The organism is Streptomyces sp. NPDC002958 (assembly GCF_055563255.1).
The window spans coordinates 71,107-86,402 of record NZ_JBVHDS010000007.1 but is presented as its reverse complement, the minus strand read 5'-3'; the positions used below and the strand labels follow the sequence as shown (position 1 = coordinate 86,402).

13 protein-coding genes and 1 pseudogene are annotated in these 15,296 nt (G+C 69.6%); 7 read left to right on the top strand and 7 right to left on the bottom strand.

What is annotated here, in order from left to right:
• Window positions 1-367 precede the first annotated feature (367 nt).
• From ACZ3IC_RS15005 to ACZ3IC_RS14995, 3 genes are all read right to left on the bottom strand, one after another.
• Window positions 368-1,573, bottom strand: a complete 1,206-nt coding sequence (locus tag ACZ3IC_RS15005) for a cytochrome P450 (protein ID WP_467416240.1) — start codon at window positions 1,571-1,573, stop codon at window positions 368-370.
• A 256-nt stretch (window positions 1,574-1,829) separates the two neighbouring features.
• Window positions 1,830-2,831 carry a DUF1259 domain-containing protein gene (locus ACZ3IC_RS15000; RefSeq protein ID WP_467416237.1) on the bottom strand — a complete coding sequence of 334 codons (1,002 nt, stop codon included), beginning with the start codon at window positions 2,829-2,831 and terminating at the stop codon, window positions 1,830-1,832.
• A gap of 165 nt (window positions 2,832-2,996) precedes the next feature.
• Window positions 2,997-3,239, bottom strand: a complete 243-nt coding sequence (locus ACZ3IC_RS14995; protein WP_467416235.1) for a hypothetical protein — start codon at window positions 3,237-3,239, stop codon at window positions 2,997-2,999.
• 179 nt (window positions 3,240-3,418) lie between these two features.
• Here ACZ3IC_RS14995 and ACZ3IC_RS14990 point away from each other — a divergent pair, with 179 nt between their 5' ends.
• The 3 genes from ACZ3IC_RS14990 to ACZ3IC_RS14980 all read left to right on the top strand — a co-directional run bounded on the left by ACZ3IC_RS14990 (window position 3,419) and on the right by ACZ3IC_RS14980 (window position 7,444).
• Window positions 3,419-4,621, top strand: coding sequence for a DUF2786 domain-containing protein (locus ACZ3IC_RS14990; RefSeq protein WP_467416233.1), 1,203 nt, complete (start codon window positions 3,419-3,421; stop codon window positions 4,619-4,621).
• 66 nt (window positions 4,622-4,687) lie between these two features.
• Window positions 4,688-6,841: an FUSC family protein gene (locus ACZ3IC_RS14985; RefSeq protein WP_467416231.1), complete on the top strand. Its 2,154-nt coding sequence runs from the start codon at window positions 4,688-4,690 to the stop codon at window positions 6,839-6,841.
• A gap of 360 nt (window positions 6,842-7,201) precedes the next feature.
• Entirely contained in the window at window positions 7,202-7,444 is a 243-nt protein-coding gene (locus ACZ3IC_RS14980; RefSeq protein ID WP_467416230.1) for a DUF397 domain-containing protein, read from the top strand.
• 125 nt (window positions 7,445-7,569) lie between these two features.
• On the opposite strand, the gene ACZ3IC_RS14975 is transcribed toward ACZ3IC_RS14980, so the two are convergent.
• Window positions 7,570-8,070: an ATP-binding protein gene (locus ACZ3IC_RS14975; RefSeq protein ID WP_467416227.1), complete on the bottom strand. Its 501-nt coding sequence runs from the start codon at window positions 8,068-8,070 to the stop codon at window positions 7,570-7,572.
• A 326-nt stretch (window positions 8,071-8,396) separates the two neighbouring features.
• Between ACZ3IC_RS14975 and ACZ3IC_RS14970 the strand changes: the two genes are divergently transcribed.
• The 4 genes from ACZ3IC_RS14970 to ACZ3IC_RS14955 all read left to right on the top strand — a co-directional run bounded on the left by ACZ3IC_RS14970 (window position 8,397) and on the right by ACZ3IC_RS14955 (window position 12,093).
• Complete coding sequence (locus ACZ3IC_RS14970; protein WP_467416226.1) at window positions 8,397-9,278, top strand: helix-turn-helix domain-containing protein; 882 nt, start codon at window positions 8,397-8,399, stop codon at window positions 9,276-9,278.
• Window positions 9,279-9,332: 54 nt separating this feature from the next.
• On the top strand, window positions 9,333-10,790 hold the full coding sequence (locus ACZ3IC_RS14965) for an aldehyde dehydrogenase family protein (RefSeq protein WP_467416224.1): 1,458 nt from the start codon (window positions 9,333-9,335) through the stop codon (window positions 10,788-10,790).
• A gap of 91 nt (window positions 10,791-10,881) precedes the next feature.
• A complete protein-coding gene (locus tag ACZ3IC_RS14960; RefSeq protein ID WP_467416221.1) occupies window positions 10,882-11,433 on the top strand; it encodes a DinB family protein in 552 nt (183 codons plus the stop codon).
• Window positions 11,434-11,451: 18 nt separating this feature from the next.
• Window positions 11,452-12,093, top strand: coding sequence for a PadR family transcriptional regulator (locus ACZ3IC_RS14955; RefSeq protein ID WP_467416219.1), 642 nt, complete (start codon window positions 11,452-11,454; stop codon window positions 12,091-12,093).
• Window positions 12,094-12,114: 21 nt separating this feature from the next.
• Here the strand turns inward: ACZ3IC_RS14955 and ACZ3IC_RS14950 are convergent, their stop codons facing one another.
• The 3 genes and pseudogenes from ACZ3IC_RS14950 to ACZ3IC_RS14940 all read right to left on the bottom strand — a co-directional run bounded on the left by ACZ3IC_RS14950 (window position 12,115) and on the right by ACZ3IC_RS14940 (window position 15,186).
• A complete protein-coding gene (locus ACZ3IC_RS14950; RefSeq protein ID WP_467416217.1) occupies window positions 12,115-13,539 on the bottom strand; it encodes a glutamate decarboxylase in 1,425 nt (474 codons plus the stop codon).
• Window positions 13,540-13,609: 70 nt separating this feature from the next.
• Window positions 13,610-13,750, bottom strand: a pseudogene (locus ACZ3IC_RS14945) (NAD(P)H dehydrogenase); the annotation flags it as partial.
• 191 nt (window positions 13,751-13,941) lie between these two features.
• Complete coding sequence (locus ACZ3IC_RS14940; RefSeq protein ID WP_467416702.1) at window positions 13,942-15,186, bottom strand: ion channel protein; 1,245 nt, start codon at window positions 15,184-15,186, stop codon at window positions 13,942-13,944.
• Window positions 15,187-15,296 lie beyond the last annotated feature (110 nt).

The window sequence follows — 15,296 nt, the reverse complement described above, 5'->3', positions numbered from 1 at the left end:
TACCCCTGGAACGGGCGCGGACGGGCCGACCGTCGAAGACTGAGTTCTAGCCGTTCGTAGGCGGATACTGATCCGCCACGGTTTGGGTGGCCGTCGGGATCACGATACGGCAGGCGGATCAGAGCCGCATGTCGAGCCGACGCGCAGCGGGCGCCCGGCGTCCCGGGCTTGCGCGGCACAGCGCCCGGGGTGTGCGGCACAGCTCCCGGGGGGCGTTCCGGCACCACGGCGCCCCGGGAATGTACGGCAGGGCACCACGGCGCCCCGGAAATGTTCCGGGTTGCCGGGTGCCCTGTCGCGACGCATTATCGATAGACAGTCACTGTCCGTGCACGGAGCTCCCGGTGCGTTGCCGGGGCGCCCCTGCTCACCAGGTGACGGGCAGTTCGAGGGGATAGCGCCAGATCGAGGTCTTGTTCCAGCGCACTTCCTCGGCTGGCGTCGCCAGCTTCAGAGCGGGGAAGCGTTTCAGCAGAGTCCCGATGGCGACCTGGAGCTCCGTGGCTGCGAGCGGGGCGCCGAGACAGTGGTGACCGCCCCAGCCGAAGGTCATATGGGACGGACCGTTGCGTTCCAGATCCAGCTCGTCGGGCCGGTCGAACTTCCGGCCGTCGCGGTTGGCCGTCAGATAGGAGACATGCACGATGTCACCGGACCGGATCGTCACCCCGCTCAGTTCCACGTCCTCGGTAGCGACACGAGGGATGCCGACACCTTTGCGGAAGGGGATGAAGCGCAGCAGCTCCTCGATGGCCTGCGGGAGCTTGTCGGGGCGGTCGCGCAGCATGGCGAGCTCGGCGGGCCTGGTGAGCAGCGTGTAGGCGATATTCCCGATCTCGTACGTGGTGGTGTCCTGGCCGGTGATGAGCAGGACCATGGCCATGACGGTCAGTTCCTGGTCGTTGAGGATCTCGTCCCCGTCGCGAGCCGTGGCCAGCGCGCTGATCAGGTCGTCGCCCGGGTTCTCGCGCCGTTGCGCCGTCAACTCCTGGAAGTAGGCGCGGAGACCGGCCTTGGCCCGTACCGCGTCGTCCCGGTTCTCGACGGTGATGTCCATCATGGTCCGTGCGTGAGCGCGCAGTTGTGCGTGGTCGGCCTCCGGAATGTCGAGGACCTCGCAGATGGTGGTCAGGGGCAGCGGGGCCGCCAGATGCGCAAAGAGGTCGGCGGGGGCGCCGTGCTCCTCCATCCGGTCCAGCAACTCGTCCACGACATGCTGGGTACGCAGTTTCATGCGCTCCATGTGACGAGGTGCGAAGCCCTTGGAGATCAGGCTGCGCAGTCGACTGCTGCCCGGGGGGTCCATCACGTTGATCGCTTCGTCCTGAACGATCGGCTCAGGGGTCATGCGCGGGAAGTTCCGGCCGATGATGGCGCTGCGACTGAAGCGCCGGTCGGTGGTCACCGTGCGCACGTCGTCGTAGCCGGTGACGAGCCATGCCTCGCCGTCGCCGTGCGGCAGCCGGATGCGGGAGACGGGTTCTTCGGTCATCAAGTGCCTGAGCACCGGGTCGAATTCGAGGGCCTCGGCATAGTCGAACGGGCAGTGCCGTGCGTCGGCGACTGGTTCCATACGGAGCTCCAGAGAAGGAATCTGACGGGTGGTTCGAGGAATGTGCGGGCTGGACGGGACATGGGTGCCCGGTCACCCGCACAGGCACGCGCCACTCCGGGCCGATTGGTCCATATGCAGAACAGATTCGACAGCCGGGGTCGCTGGACCGGCGCAATCGGTCCAGCGGCCCGTTACGGCCGGTGCGGCGGGTTCGGTGCGTTCGCCCGGATCGATGGGCGAGATCAATGGGCGGGATCGGTGGGAACGGCCGGTCTCAGCCGGGCGGTACGACGTTGGTGGCGTCCACCGCGGGGCGCAGCGCGCGGGCGAGCTCGACGCCGTCGCCCACGGCCCAGAAGTGGGTGAAGAACAGGCGGGGGCTCTCCGACAGATGGTGGTTGTGCAGCTCGACGAGCTCGATCCCGCCGCGTCGCAGGGCCTTCAGCACGTCCTGGACCTCGTCGGCGAGCATCGCGCAGTCACCGCTGAGCGCGGCCCGGCCGCCGCCCAACGGCTGGAAGTTGAACGCGCTGGTCGACCCCAGGCCGGGAGGCAGGATCAGATGGCCGTCCGCGATGGTCTCGCGGCGGACGAAGAGGGTTTTGTAGAGCCCGTCCTCGCTGGAACCCTTGGTGCCCAGCGCCGCCTCCATTCCTGCGATGTCCAGGTCGATCGGGACCGGCGGACCGGGCGGCAGGGCGGGCGGGGTGCCGGTGCGGTCGAATCCGGCACGCAGGCCGCGGGCCATGGCCACCGGGTCATGGCCGTGTGCGTGGACATGGATCCACCAGATGTCGGGGGTCTGGGCGAGCAGGTGCTTGTGGAGCGCGGTCTGCTCGATTCCGTGGGCCTGCCAGGCGTCGGTCGCCCGCTGCAGTTCGTTCTCAGTGACCACCACGTCGCCCATCAGCATGGTGCTGCCGTCGGCGTAACGGACGAAGGCCACATGCGTGCCCAGCGCGAGCCCCGGGGTGACGACGACGCCGTCGGAGACCACACGAAGGTCCCGCCGGGGGAAGCCCGTGTGGTAGGTCGTTCCGCGCAGCATGTTGCCGTCGCGCCCCAGTGCTCTCGCCACGCCCGCCCAGTCCGCAAGGACGGTCGGCACCGGCTTGACCAGTCTGCCGTGCCCCTCCCCGGTCGTCCCGGTGGGCAGGGCGTGAGCGGCGGCCGGCCCCGCGGCGGTCAGCATCGGTGCGAGTGCGGCAGCGGCCAGTACGCGCCGCCGCGACGTGATCGCCCGTGTCTTCGTGTCCTGCTGTCGGTCTGCAGCCATCACTTGATCGCCTCCATGGCGAGATGAAATCATGCGAAACCTGGATGAAAGGATGAAAGCAGACACATCGTCAACGGGTGGGGCTGGATGGACTAAGCGCGTCGCCCGGCCCGGTCCCGTACGAGCGGGCCGGACCTCTCGTTCGTGCGGCAAAGCCTCTCGGCGTCACGATCCGTGGCCGGGTCGACGCGGCGGCGGTCGTCCCCGGTGAGGGCCAGGGCACACCTCGCCGACGACGTGGCGCACCTCGGCGACGACGCGGTGCACCTCGGCGACGGGCGCGTCCACTCCTACGGCGTGCGGGCCGCTGTGTGCTCCGGTGGTGTCCGGGCCGCCGTGCGCACCGTTCCTTTCGTCCCGCACCACCGGGCTGAGCGCCCGGAGGTCGTGCAGGAGCTCGATATCCACAGGGTGTGGATGAGCGAGCCTGCGGCAGGCCTTTGCTGTGGACGGCCCCGGGGAAGTCATGTCGTCGGTCGAACCGTTTCCGCGTCCGGAGATCACGACCACCAGGCGCGACCACCAGGGCCCGTTCACCAGGTAGGGCCAGGCATACTCTGCCGCACCGCCCTGCCTACCCTGACCTCATGGAACCGGTGATCGACCAGGCATTCGCGGCAGCCCTTTATTCTGACGGCGACGCCGGGCTCGACACCGGAGCCTCCCTCCTCGCCGCCGATCCGACGGCCGACGCGGAACTGTTCCGGCGCGGCGAGGAGTTCGTCCGCCGGGCCTGGGAGCGCGGCTGGCAGCCCGCCGATGTCGTACGCATCGTGCGCCGCGAACTCGACGAGACCGCGGTCGGCCTCGCCGCCGGGCTGATCGCATCGGAGACCGGACGGTACGAGCAACTGCCGCCCTGCTGGCGGTCACAGCTCGACGGGCTCCCCGCCGCGCCGCCCCGAAACCGGCCCGACCGCTTCTCCTACGCCTCCGCCCTCCTCGGCCTGTACCGGCTGCTGCTCCGGCTCCCCGCCATCGAACCGGTCGGCCCGCCGCCCGGCACCTCGCCGCACGGACTCCACCTGCCGCCCGCACACGACGAACCCCGGATGCTGACCCGTATCCGCGCCCTGCTCGCCAAGGCGGAGGCGACCGGCTTCCCCGAGGAGGCGGAGGCTCTCACCACCAAGGCGCAGGAGCTGATGGCCCGGCACTCCATCGACGAGGCCCTGCTCGCCGCCCGTACCCACAGCAAGGAGGCGCCGGGGGCGTGCCGGATCGGGGTCGATGCCCCGTACGAGACGGCGAAGGCGATCCTGCTCGACGCGGTCGCCTCCGCGAACCGCTGCCGTGCGGTGTGGAACAGCGACCTCGGCTTCTCCACGGTGGTCGGCTTCGAGCCGGACCTGGAGGCGGTGGAACTGCTGTACACCTCCCTGCTGGTCCAGGGCACGGTGGCGATGACGAAGGCGGAGGCGGGCCAGCGAGCCGGCGGACGCAAGCGGACCAAGACGTTCCGGCAGTCCTTCCTGATGGCGTACGCCCAGCGCCTGGGTAGCCGGCTCGCCGCCGACACCGCCCGCGTCATTGCGGACGCCGAAGCCGAGGCCGAGACCGAATCCGGATCCGAAGCCGCAGGGGCGGCGGCCCCCCATCTGCTCCCGGTCCTCGCCGCCCGCGACATGGCCGTCACGGACGCCGCCGAGCGGATGTTCCCCGAGACCACGACCACGCGGGTCCGGGGCGCCACGGACCTCGACGGATGGACCCATGGAACGGCCGCCGCCGATCGGGCGAGGATGGGCGGGGGTGGGCCGGAGATCCACGGTCGTCGTGGAAACCGGTAGAAATCTCATAAACCTTATATATTTCGGCGACTCGGGCTTATCGGTGATTCCGGCTAGGCTCTGGGCATGAGCTGGCTCCGGGCGCTGAGGGAGACCGCCCGCTCGGGGCTTGCGATCGAGCGGCGGAGTCTCGAACCACTCATCGCGATCCGCGGAGCGGCCGGTCTCGCGCTCGTGCTCGGGGTCGGCCTCGCGCTCTTCGGGCCGGTGATCGCCGCGAGTTCCGCGTTCGGCGCGTTCCAGGCGGCCATCGCCACGTTCCAGCGCAGCTGGCGCCCCCGGCCCGTCCTCGCCCTGGTCTCCGGGGCGAGTCTCGCCGTATCGACCTTCCTCGGCTATCTCGCCGGCTCCCACATGCCGCTGTTCCTGGCCCTGCTGGTGCTCTGGACGTTCCTCGCGGGCCTGGCCTGGGCGGCGGGGCCGACGGGCGGCCTCATCGCGTCGTCCAACGTGGCGATCATGCTGGTGACGGTCACCCTGCCCTCCTCCGTCGCGAACGCGACCGTGCATGCCTTGATGATCCTGTTCGGCGGCGTGGTGCAGGCGGCGCTGATCGTCCTGTTCCCGGTACGCAGATGGGGCGCCCAGCGCGACGCCCTCGCCGATGCCCTGGCCGCCGAGGCCGACTACGCCCGACGGCTGCGCCACGACGCGCTCGCCGCCTTCGACCCCGTACCGCTGATGACGGCCCGCAGCGCGGCTGCCGTCACCCCGCGTCAGGCCCGGCGCCGACCGCCCGAGCTGCGTGGCTCCCGCGGTGTCGCCGAACGGATCAGGCCGGTGCTCGCCTCGCTCGCCGATCCGGCGATGGGCGTTCCGTCCGAGGGGCCGGAGCGGGACCGGGTCCGTGAGCTCCTCGCCGCCGCCGCATCCGTGCTCGACTCGGCGGCCCGTGCGATCCGCCACGGCGACCCGGTGAAGCTCTCCCCGTCCGCCGTCGCCGCGCTGAAGACCCCCGACACCGGCACCATCCTCACCGGCCCGTCCCGCCGCGCCGCCGACCGGCTCGGCGCGCTGCTCTCCGATGTCATCGAGACGGCCGAGGGCGAGGGGACGAAGGAGGAACAGGCCGAGGCCGAGGAGGCGGCCGAGACGATCAAGACCACCGGGGGCAGGGTGCCCGCCGCCCCGCACCGCCGCCGTCCCACCCTCCTGCGGCTGGTCCCCGGCGTCGTGAAGGCCATGCGTGCCGAACTGCGCCCCGGCTCGGCGATCCTGCGGCACGCCGTCCGGGTATCCGTCGTCGTCGCCGTCGGATACCTCATCGGCGCCGCGCTGCCGTTCGGTCATGGCTACTGGGCGCCCATGGCGGCCGTCATGGTGATGCGACCGGAGTTCACCCAGACGTACGCGCGTTCCGTGGCCCGCTTCGGCGGCACGATCGTCGGGGTCTCGCTCGCCACCGCGATCGTCCAGGTGACCCGCCCCGATGTGACTTCGGCCGCGATGCTCTCCGTGCTCTGCGCGCTGCTGATGTATCTGCTGATGCGCACCGGGTACGTGGTCGGCCAGGCGTGCGTCTCCGCGTATGTCTGCTTCCTGCTCGGCATGGCGGGAGACGACTGGTCGCAGACCGTACTCGAACGGGTCGTCCTCACCCTCGTCGGCGGTCTCCTCGCGATGATCTCGTACGCCGCCTACCCGGCCTGGGAGACCCCGAGACTTCGCGGCAGGCTCGGCGACTGGCTGAAGGCGGACGGCCGGTACGCCGCCTCGGTCGTCGACCAGTACGCCGAACCAACCGAGCGTGGCCACGACGATGTCCGTTCCGCCCTGCTCGACACCCGCGAGGCCCGCGTCGCCTGGCAGGAGGCACTGACCACCGCCCAGTACGAACCGGTGCGCAACCGGGGCCTCTCCCGCGCCGCCGCCGACGACGCCCAGCACGCCCTCTCCCAGCTCGGCCGGGTCGCCATGCTGCTGGAGGCCCACCTCCCGTGCGGCAGCGCCACCCCCGTACCGGCCGCCGCGCGCCTGGCCGAAGCGCTGCGCCGGGCCACCGAGAAGGGTGCGAAGGAGGTGCGGGAACGGCGCGTGCCGGACTGGGCGGAGGTGCGCGAGGCGCTGGCGCAGTGGGACGCGTGGCAGCGGACGGGCGAAGGGGAGGCGGACCCGTTCGTACGGAACGGGGCCGGCCTTCTCCTCGAAGCCCTGGAGGAGTTCTCCCGGGGGCTGGACGGGACGACCAGGCCGAACCCGCCCGGGGGTCAGGCGGATTGAGCGGATCGAGGGGGCGGCGGGTCCGGGAGGCCCGGCAGGCCCGACGGGATCGCACGCGGTGACGAGTCCGGCGATGATTGCGGCACCGGTACGTACGACTTCGTGCATGCGCAATTCCCCTTGCCGACGAAAGACCGCGCCGAGTTACCACCGCGCGCCGCCGGGGATGGGTTGATCAACTCGGTGCAGGCGGAGCCGAACAGGCATTCTGTACGTCTATCCCTGCGTCTGAATCTGTAATCGAGGGAACACCCCGCGTGCACGTGCATCCGCTCATGCATATGCTCATGCAGGGAGATTTGAACAGAGCTATGATCCGAGACAGTTGACACTTGCACCTTGCAACTCGGGGAGCGTCCTGTGCACCACGTGTACAACGGCATGGCGGCCACAGAGCTTCGCGGAGTCGTCTGGCAGAAGAGCAAACACAGCAACTCCCAGGGATCCTGCGTGGAGTTCGCGAAACTGCCCGGCGGGGATGTGGCGATGCGGAATTCACGCCACCCCGACGGGCCGGCCCTGGTCTATACGCCGGCCGAGATAGAGGCGCTGCTTCTCGGGGTGAAGGACGGGGAGTTCGACCACCTCATAGCGGGCGCCTGACCGCGTCCACGGGGCTGGTGTTTCCGCAGGTCGGTTTCCCGCGGGTTCGTTTCCCATGGGCCGGCGCCCGGCCACTCGCTGACCATCCGTCGGACAATCGTCGGCCGCCCGCGGCGGCCGACGGGTCACACGTCGTCGGACAGCCGGAACAGAGCCCAGACCACCTTGCCGCGCGGCGCCGCCGCGCTGTTCGAGTTCTCCGACCCCAGAACGGGGGAGGGGTACCAGCCCCAGGAGTCGCTGAAGGACTCCACCAGGAAGAGGCCGCGGCCCGACTCCGCGGAGTCGGGAGCCTCGGAGGCGATGGGGCTCTCCTGGCTGGGGTCGCGCACGGCGCACACCAGCCGCGAGCTCCAGCGCATCAAGTGCAGCCGTACGGGCGGCTCCTGGGGCTCCGGTGCGGTGTCCGCGGGCAGGGCGTGCCGCAGGGCGTTGGTGACGAGTTCGGAGACGACCAGTGCGACGTCGTCGAAGCGCTCGTGCAGCCCCCAGCCGTTCAGCGTCGCCCTGGTGAACTGCCGTGCCCCGCCGACGGCTTCGTAGCGGGCGGGCAGGACGCAGGTGGCCGATCCGGAGACGGCTGAGGGATCGATGGGGGGAAGCCCCTGCCGTAACGGCTCGAGCATCGTCGATCCATTCGTCCCCATGCGAGGCACTCCCGGGATTCGCGGCTGTATCGGTACTGCGGGGTACAGCGGCACAACACGAACGAGCACGCAGGTGCGCGAGGGCCATGGTTCCGAATGCGCAGGGCAGATGCAAGGGCAGATGCACGTGCACGCGCCGGACCTGTCCGAACCCGTGCCGGTTCTTGGTCATTTCTTCCTGCGTGTATTTTCGTAGCCTTCTGGAAGTCCTCTCGTCTCCGTAATCGAATGAGTACGGGCTGAAGCGTTTTGATGGCAGAATCCGGCACTTGGGGTTCAGGGGGAGCCCCGGTGTCCAGGAAGCGATGGGGAGGATCGGGTTAGTGGCGGCAGGCGAGTCGAGTGGATCTGTGGTGCGGCGCATCCTGCTGGGCTCGCAGCTCAGGCGGCTGCGCGACTCGCGCGGGATCACGCGTGAGGCGGCCGGCTACTCCATCCGGGCTTCCGAATCGAAGATCAGCCGCATGGAGTTGGGACGGGTGAGCTTCAAGGCCAGGGATGTCGAGGACCTGCTCACGCTCTACGGCGTCACGGACGAGGCGGAGCGCGACGCCCTGCTCGGCCTGGCCCGTGAGGCCAATGTGGCGGGCTGGTGGCACAGTTACGGAGATGTGCTGCCCGGGTGGTTCCAGACGTACGTCGGTCTGGAGGGGGCGGCATCGCTCATCCGGGTATACGAAGTCCAGTTCGTCCACGGCCTGTTGCAGACCGAGTCCTACGCGCACGCGGTCGTCGCCCGGGGCATGGGCGATGCGCCCGCCGCCGAGATCGACCGTCGCGTCGCGCTGCGGCTGGAACGCCAGAAGGCCCTCGTCTCCGAACGTGCGCCCCGCTTCCATGCCGTACTGGACGAGGCGGCGCTGCGCCGGCCGTACGGCGACCGGGAAGTGATGCGCGCGCAACTGCGACATCTGATCGAAATGTCGGAACAGCCCAACATCACTCTTCAGGTGATGCCCTTCAGTTTTGGTGGGCACGCGGGAGAGGGCGGTTCGTTTACGATGCTCCGATTCCCGGAATCCGATCTGTCGGACATCGTCTATTTGGAGCAGCTGACAAGTGCGCTCTATCTGGACAAGGCCGAAGAAGTCGCTCAGTACGAAAAGGCCATGACGCGGTTGCACGAGGACAGCCCCGGCCCCGAGGAGAGCCGCGATCTGCTCCGCGGTCTACTCCAACTCACCTGATTCATCAGTACGATGACGGTTCGACGGGAGTCTGCACCTGAGTTAAGGGATCGCATGTCCTTCTTCTACGAGCTGGCCGACCAGTACATCGACGGTGAGTGGCGGACCGGAACCGGCTCGTGGGACATCATCGACTTCAATCCCTACAACGGGGAGAAGCTCGCTGCGATCACCATCGCGACCGCGCAGGAAGTCGACCTGGCCTACCGCGCCGCCGAGCGCGCCCAACGGTCCTGGGCCACCACCGGCCCGTACGAGCGCCGCCGCGTCCTGGAACGCGCCCTGCGCGTCACCGAGGAGCTGCGCGACAGCATCGTCGAGGCGATCATCGACGAGCTGGGTGGCACCCGTCTCAAGGCGGAGTACGAGGTCCGGGTCGCCGAGGAGTTCCTGCGCGATGCGATCCGTCAGGCGCTGCGCCCCCTGGACCGCATCCTGCCCTCCGCGGTGGACGGCAAGGAGAACCGCCTCTACCGGCGGCCCGTCGGCGTCATAGGGGTGATCAGCCGCTTCAACTTCCCGTTCCTGGCGGCGATGAAGTCCGTCGCACCGGCCCTCGCGCTCGGCAACGCGGTCGTCGTCAAGCCCAATCAGAACGCCCCGGTCGTCGGCGGCGGACTGATAGCCAAAATCTTCGAGGACGCCGGGCTGCCCGCCGGACTGCTCAATGTCCTGATCACCGATGTCGCCGAAATAGGGGACGCGTTCATCGAGCACCCCGTCCCCAAGGTGATCTCCTTCGCGGGCACGGACCGGGTCGGCCGCCACGTCGGCGCGATGGCCGCCGGACACTTCAAGCGGACGATCCTCGAACTCAGCGGCAACAGCGCCCTGGTGGTGCTGGAGGACGCGGACATCGACTACGCGGTCGACGCGGCCGTCTTCAGCCGCTTCGTGTACCAGGGGCAGGTCTGCATGGCCGCCAACCGCATCCTGGTGGACCGCCGCGTCGAGCGGGAGTTCACCGAGAAGTTCACCGCCAGGGTGGCCGCGCTGAAGACCGGCGACCCGCGCGACCCGGCGACCCAGATCGGCCCGGTCATCAACACCCTCCAGGCCGATGCCCTGACCGCTCTGGTCGACCAGGCGCTCGCCGAGGGGGCCACGGCGCTCGTACGGGGCCGGACCCGCGGCAACCTCGTCGAACCGACCGTGCTCACCGGGCTGCCCGAGGGCTCCCCGCTGCTGTCCCAGGAGATATTCGGCCCGGTGGCGCTGCTGGTGACGTTCGACGGCGAGGACGATGCCGTACGGATGGCCAACGACACCCCGTACGGGCTGAGCGGAGCCGTGCACACCCGCAACGCCGAACGCGGGGTGCGGTTCGCGCAGCGCGTCGTCAGCGGGATGTTCCACGTCAACGACTCCACCGTCCAGGACGATCCACTGGTCGCCTTCGGTGGTGAGAAGTCCTCCGGGATCGGCCGGCTGAACGGTGAGGCGACCGTGGATGCCTTCACCACCCAGAAGTGGATGTCCATCCAGCACGGCCGGACGGAATTCCCTTTCTGACACCGATGATGTGAGGACAGAAGCTGACCGCAACGGTCCGTAGCTTGGTCGGTGTCAGGAAGAAACCGGCACAGTTCCCAAGGCGGACATCATGGTCACTCACGTTCCCGCAGAAGCCTTCGGCGACGAACGCGGCGCGCTCCTCTCCTTCGTCGAGGCGCAGCGCGGCGCGATCCGGCGCTCGCTCATCGGCCTGACCGAGGAACAGGCGGCGAGCCGGCCCAGCGCCAGTGAACTCTCCCTCTCCGGGCTGCTCAAGCATGTCGCCGAGATGGAGCTGAACTGGCTGCGGATGGCTCAGCAGCGCCCCAACGAGAAGGCCCGCACCGAGGACACCTGGGCGGACAGCTTCCGCCTGGTCGGCGACGAGACAGTCCCGCAGATGCTGGAGTTCTGGGCGGAGGTCACGGCGGAAGCCGAGGAGTTCATCCGCTCGGTGCCCAGCATGGACGACACCTTCCCGCTGCCCGACGCGCCCTGGTTCCCGAAGAACGGGCGGGTCTCGATGCGCTGGCTGCTGGTCCATCTCGTGGAGGAGCACGCCCGGCACGCAGGGCACGCCGACATCATCCGGGAGGCCCTGGACGGCCGTACCGCGTTCGAGCTGGTCGCCGAGGCGGGGGACTACGCTGATCAAAGTTGAATAGAAAGGGTGCGTGACATGTCCGCGATCCGGCTACTGGTCCTCTGCGCCGTGCGTCAGCACGGCCGGGCGCACGGCTATCAGGTCCGCAACGACCTGGAGTACTGGGGTGCGCACGAGTGGTCCAACGCCAAACCCGGGTCCGTGTACCACGCACTGAAGCAGATGGCGAAGCAAGGGCTGCTGATCGCCCACGAGACCGCCCCGAGCACGGCGGGCGGCCCGCCCCGCACCGAGTACGAGATCACCGAGCGGGGCAACGAGGAGTACCTCACGCTGTTGCGCGCGGCGCTGACCTCGTACGACACGAAGCTGGACGTGCTGTCTGCGGGCCTCGGCGGCATCGTCGACCTGGAGCGGTCCGAGGCGGTGGCGCTGCTCAAGGAGCGTGTGGCCGGTCTCGCGGCCTGGCGGGCCTCGGTCACCGATTACTACACGCCGGAGGCCGGGCCCGAGTCGATCGGCCACATCGGCGAGATCATGAACATGTGGGTCCATTCGGCGGACGCCGGGGCCGAGTGGACGCGCGGACTGATCGCCCGGATCGAGGGCGGGGCGTACACCTTCGCGGGCGAGGGCGAACCCTTCGTCGGGGTGCTCGCCGAGGGACAGGAGAACCCGTACGCGACGGGTGTCCCCGACCCCGGCGACGACGCGTAGTTCTCGGACGACGCGTAGTTCTCAGTGGTGGAAGGAGGTCGCCGCCTGCTTGTCGTGACTCAACGGGTACGGCTGGCGGCGCAGTTCGGGCAGGATCAGCCGTAGGTCCTCCAGGAGCAGCTCGGCGAGGTCGGACGAGAAGCCGTTGCGGCAGACCACTCGCAGCACCGACAGGTCCTGCCGGTTGGCGGGGAAGGTGTACGCGGGCACCAGCCAGCCGTGCTCACGCAGCCTCCGGGACACGTCGAAGACGTCGTACGCCTCCACACCCGGCGCGGTCGTCAGCGCGATGACGGGCAGCTGGTCGCCCCGGGTGAGGAGCCGGAAGTCCCCGAGCTTCTCGATCTGCTGCGCGAGCGCGACGGCGACGTCCCGGGACGCCTGCTGAACGGCTCGGTAGCCCTCCCGGCCCAGTCGCAGGAAGGTGTAGTACTGCGCCACCACCTGTGCGCCGGGCCGGGAGAAGTTCAGGGCGAAGGTCGGCATGTCGCCGCCCAGGTAGTTGACCCGGAAGACCAGTTCCTCGGGCAGTTCGGCGGGCGAGCGCCACAGCGCCCAGCCGACGCCCGGGTAGACCAGGCCGTACTTGTGCCCGGAGGTGTTGATGGAGGAGACCCGGGGGAGCCGGAAGTCCCACACCAGGTCCTCGTCCAGGAACGGTGCCACCATCGCGCCGGACGCCCCGTCCACATGGACGGGGATGTCGAGGCCGGTGCGCTCCTGGAGGGCGTCCAGGGCCGCGCAGAGCTCCGCCACCGGCTCGTACGAACCGTCAAAGGTGGAGCCGAGGATGCCGACGACGCCGATGGTGTTCTCGTCGCAGAGGTCGGCCGCGGCCTGCGGGTCGAGGTGGAAGCGGTCGCCCTCCATCGGGACCAGTCGCGGCTCGACCTCCCAGAAGTTGCAGAACTTGTCCCAGCAGACCTGCACATTGATGCCCATGACCAGGTTCGGCCGGGCGGTCGCGGGGTAGCGGTCGGGGTTCCTGGCTGCCCAGCGGCGTTTGAGCGCCAGTCCGGCGAGCATGCAGGCCTCGCTGGAACCGGTCGTCGAACAGCCCACGGCGGCCGAGGGATCGGGGGCGTTCCAGAGATCGGCGAGCATCGCCACACAGCGCCGTTCCAGCTCGGCGGTGCGCGGGTACTCGTCCTTGTCGATCATGTTCTTGTCGCGGCACTCGCCCATCAGCACCCCGGCCTGGGGTTCCATCCAGGTGGTGACGAAGGTGGCGAGGTTGAGCCGTGAATTGCCGTCGAGCATCAGCTCGTCGTGGACCAGGCCGTACGCGGTCGAGGGCGGCATCGGTCTGTCGGGCAGCCGGTGCCGGGGCGGTGCCGACTCCATTCCGGCGGTCGGGTCAGCCTCCCCGAAGAACGGGTTGAGGGCGAGCCTGCGGCGTTCCTCGGAGGCTTCCGTGCCGTGGGGCGAACCTTTGTGCAGAGGCATCAGCAAACAGCCCTTCCCGTCTCTCGGCGGTCGTCGTGACCCGTGACGTTCCTTTTGATGTGGGGTGCGTTCAGCTCGCGGTGGCGAGGCCGTCCTTGATGGCCCGGGTGAACTTCACGACCCGTTCGGCCTGGACCCGGGCTGCGGTCAGGGTCTGCACGCCGACCGGGATGTCGCCCTGGCCCGCCACGTGCGAGGTGCCGTACGGATCGAGGAGTAGTAGATGACGGCGACGTTGACGGGCGTGGGCATTGCGGAAACCTCCGGCGGTTCCTGACAGGACGTATCCAGACGTATCCGTTCGAGTGCGACGATACGGAAAGTGGGGGCGTCCGGCGCGTCGAGCAGCGGGGGCTGGGCAACAGCCAGTGGGCGGGGGCTGGGCGAGGGCCCGGACCGGGCTCACCTCAGCGGCGTACCGTCCTCGCGCAGCTGCATCTGCGGCCGGCCGGTCACCAGCAGCCAGGCCGGCAGTGAGGCGATGCACAGCATCGGGAGCACAGCCGCGTCGCCGACCAGCACCGCCGCGGTGAACAGGCTCAGCCAGCCCTGCCGGGTGATGGCAAGCAGCACCCCCATCACCGCACAGGTCACCGCCAGCGCCACCGGCACCGACGTGACCAGGGCATGGGCGCACAACCCCAGTGCGACACCCACGAAGACGGCAGGGAAGATCCGCCCGCCCCGGAAGCCGCAGGTCGCCGCGATCAGCAGCGCGGCCGTCTTCACCACGGCCATGACTGCGAACTGCCCGGCCGACCAGCCGCTCGGGTCGGCGGCGAGCTCCATCACCTCGTCGAGCCCCTTGAACAGGGTGAGATGGCCGCCGAGCGCGCCCAGCAGGCCGAGCAGCAGCCCGCCGAGGGTCAGCGCCAGGACCGGGTGCTTCAGGGCCCGGAAGGCCCGGTGCACGTGCGGGAAGGCGTACACCGCCACCAGGCCGAGCAGTGCGCCTGCCGAGGCGATGACGACCGAGGCAAGCAGATCGCCCCAGTTCGGGTGGGTGTAGGGCGGCAGCGACAGGTCGAAGCTGGGGCGGGCCAGCACCGTCATGGTGAGCGCACCGGCGGCGCCCGCCGCGAGCGGGCCGAAGAGCCGGTCCCAGAGCGCACCCGGTCCGGCGCGGGTGGCGAGGATCTCGGAGAGGATCAGTGCGGCGGCGACCGGGGTGCCGAAGAGTGCGCCGATGGTGCCGGCCGCGGCGAGGGGGACCCACAGCTCCGCCGACGTGCCGGGCGCGAACCGGCGGCCGAGCCAGAAGGCCAGCGCGATATTGGCGGCCGTGATCGGATTCTCCGGACCGAGGCTGATCCCGCCCGCCAGGGTGAGGACCGTCACGAGCAGCAGCCCCGGAACCGCGCTCGGCGGGAGCGGCGGATCGACCAGCCCGCTGGTGGCCGGATCGGGACCGGCATGGCCGGGCACCACCCGGATGAGCAGCCCGACCGCCAGCCCGCTCGCGGTGAGCACCACGACTATCCAGAGCGTGGAGTCGCGGCCGATGGAGAGCGCGTCGGGGAGCGTCCCCCAGAGCACGTCCTGCAGCTTCTCCGTGAGCAGGCTCACGCCGAGCAGGACGAGGGCCGAGGCGGCCCCGACGGCCAGCGCGGGCACGATGACGGGCAGCAGTCGGCGTACGGGAGCGATTTTGACGGGAGCCGCATCGGCAGGAGCGGCACGGGCAGGTGCGGCACTGGCAGGTGCGGCACTGGCGGGATGGGTACTGGCGGGATTGGGAGACTTTGCGACCACCGGCT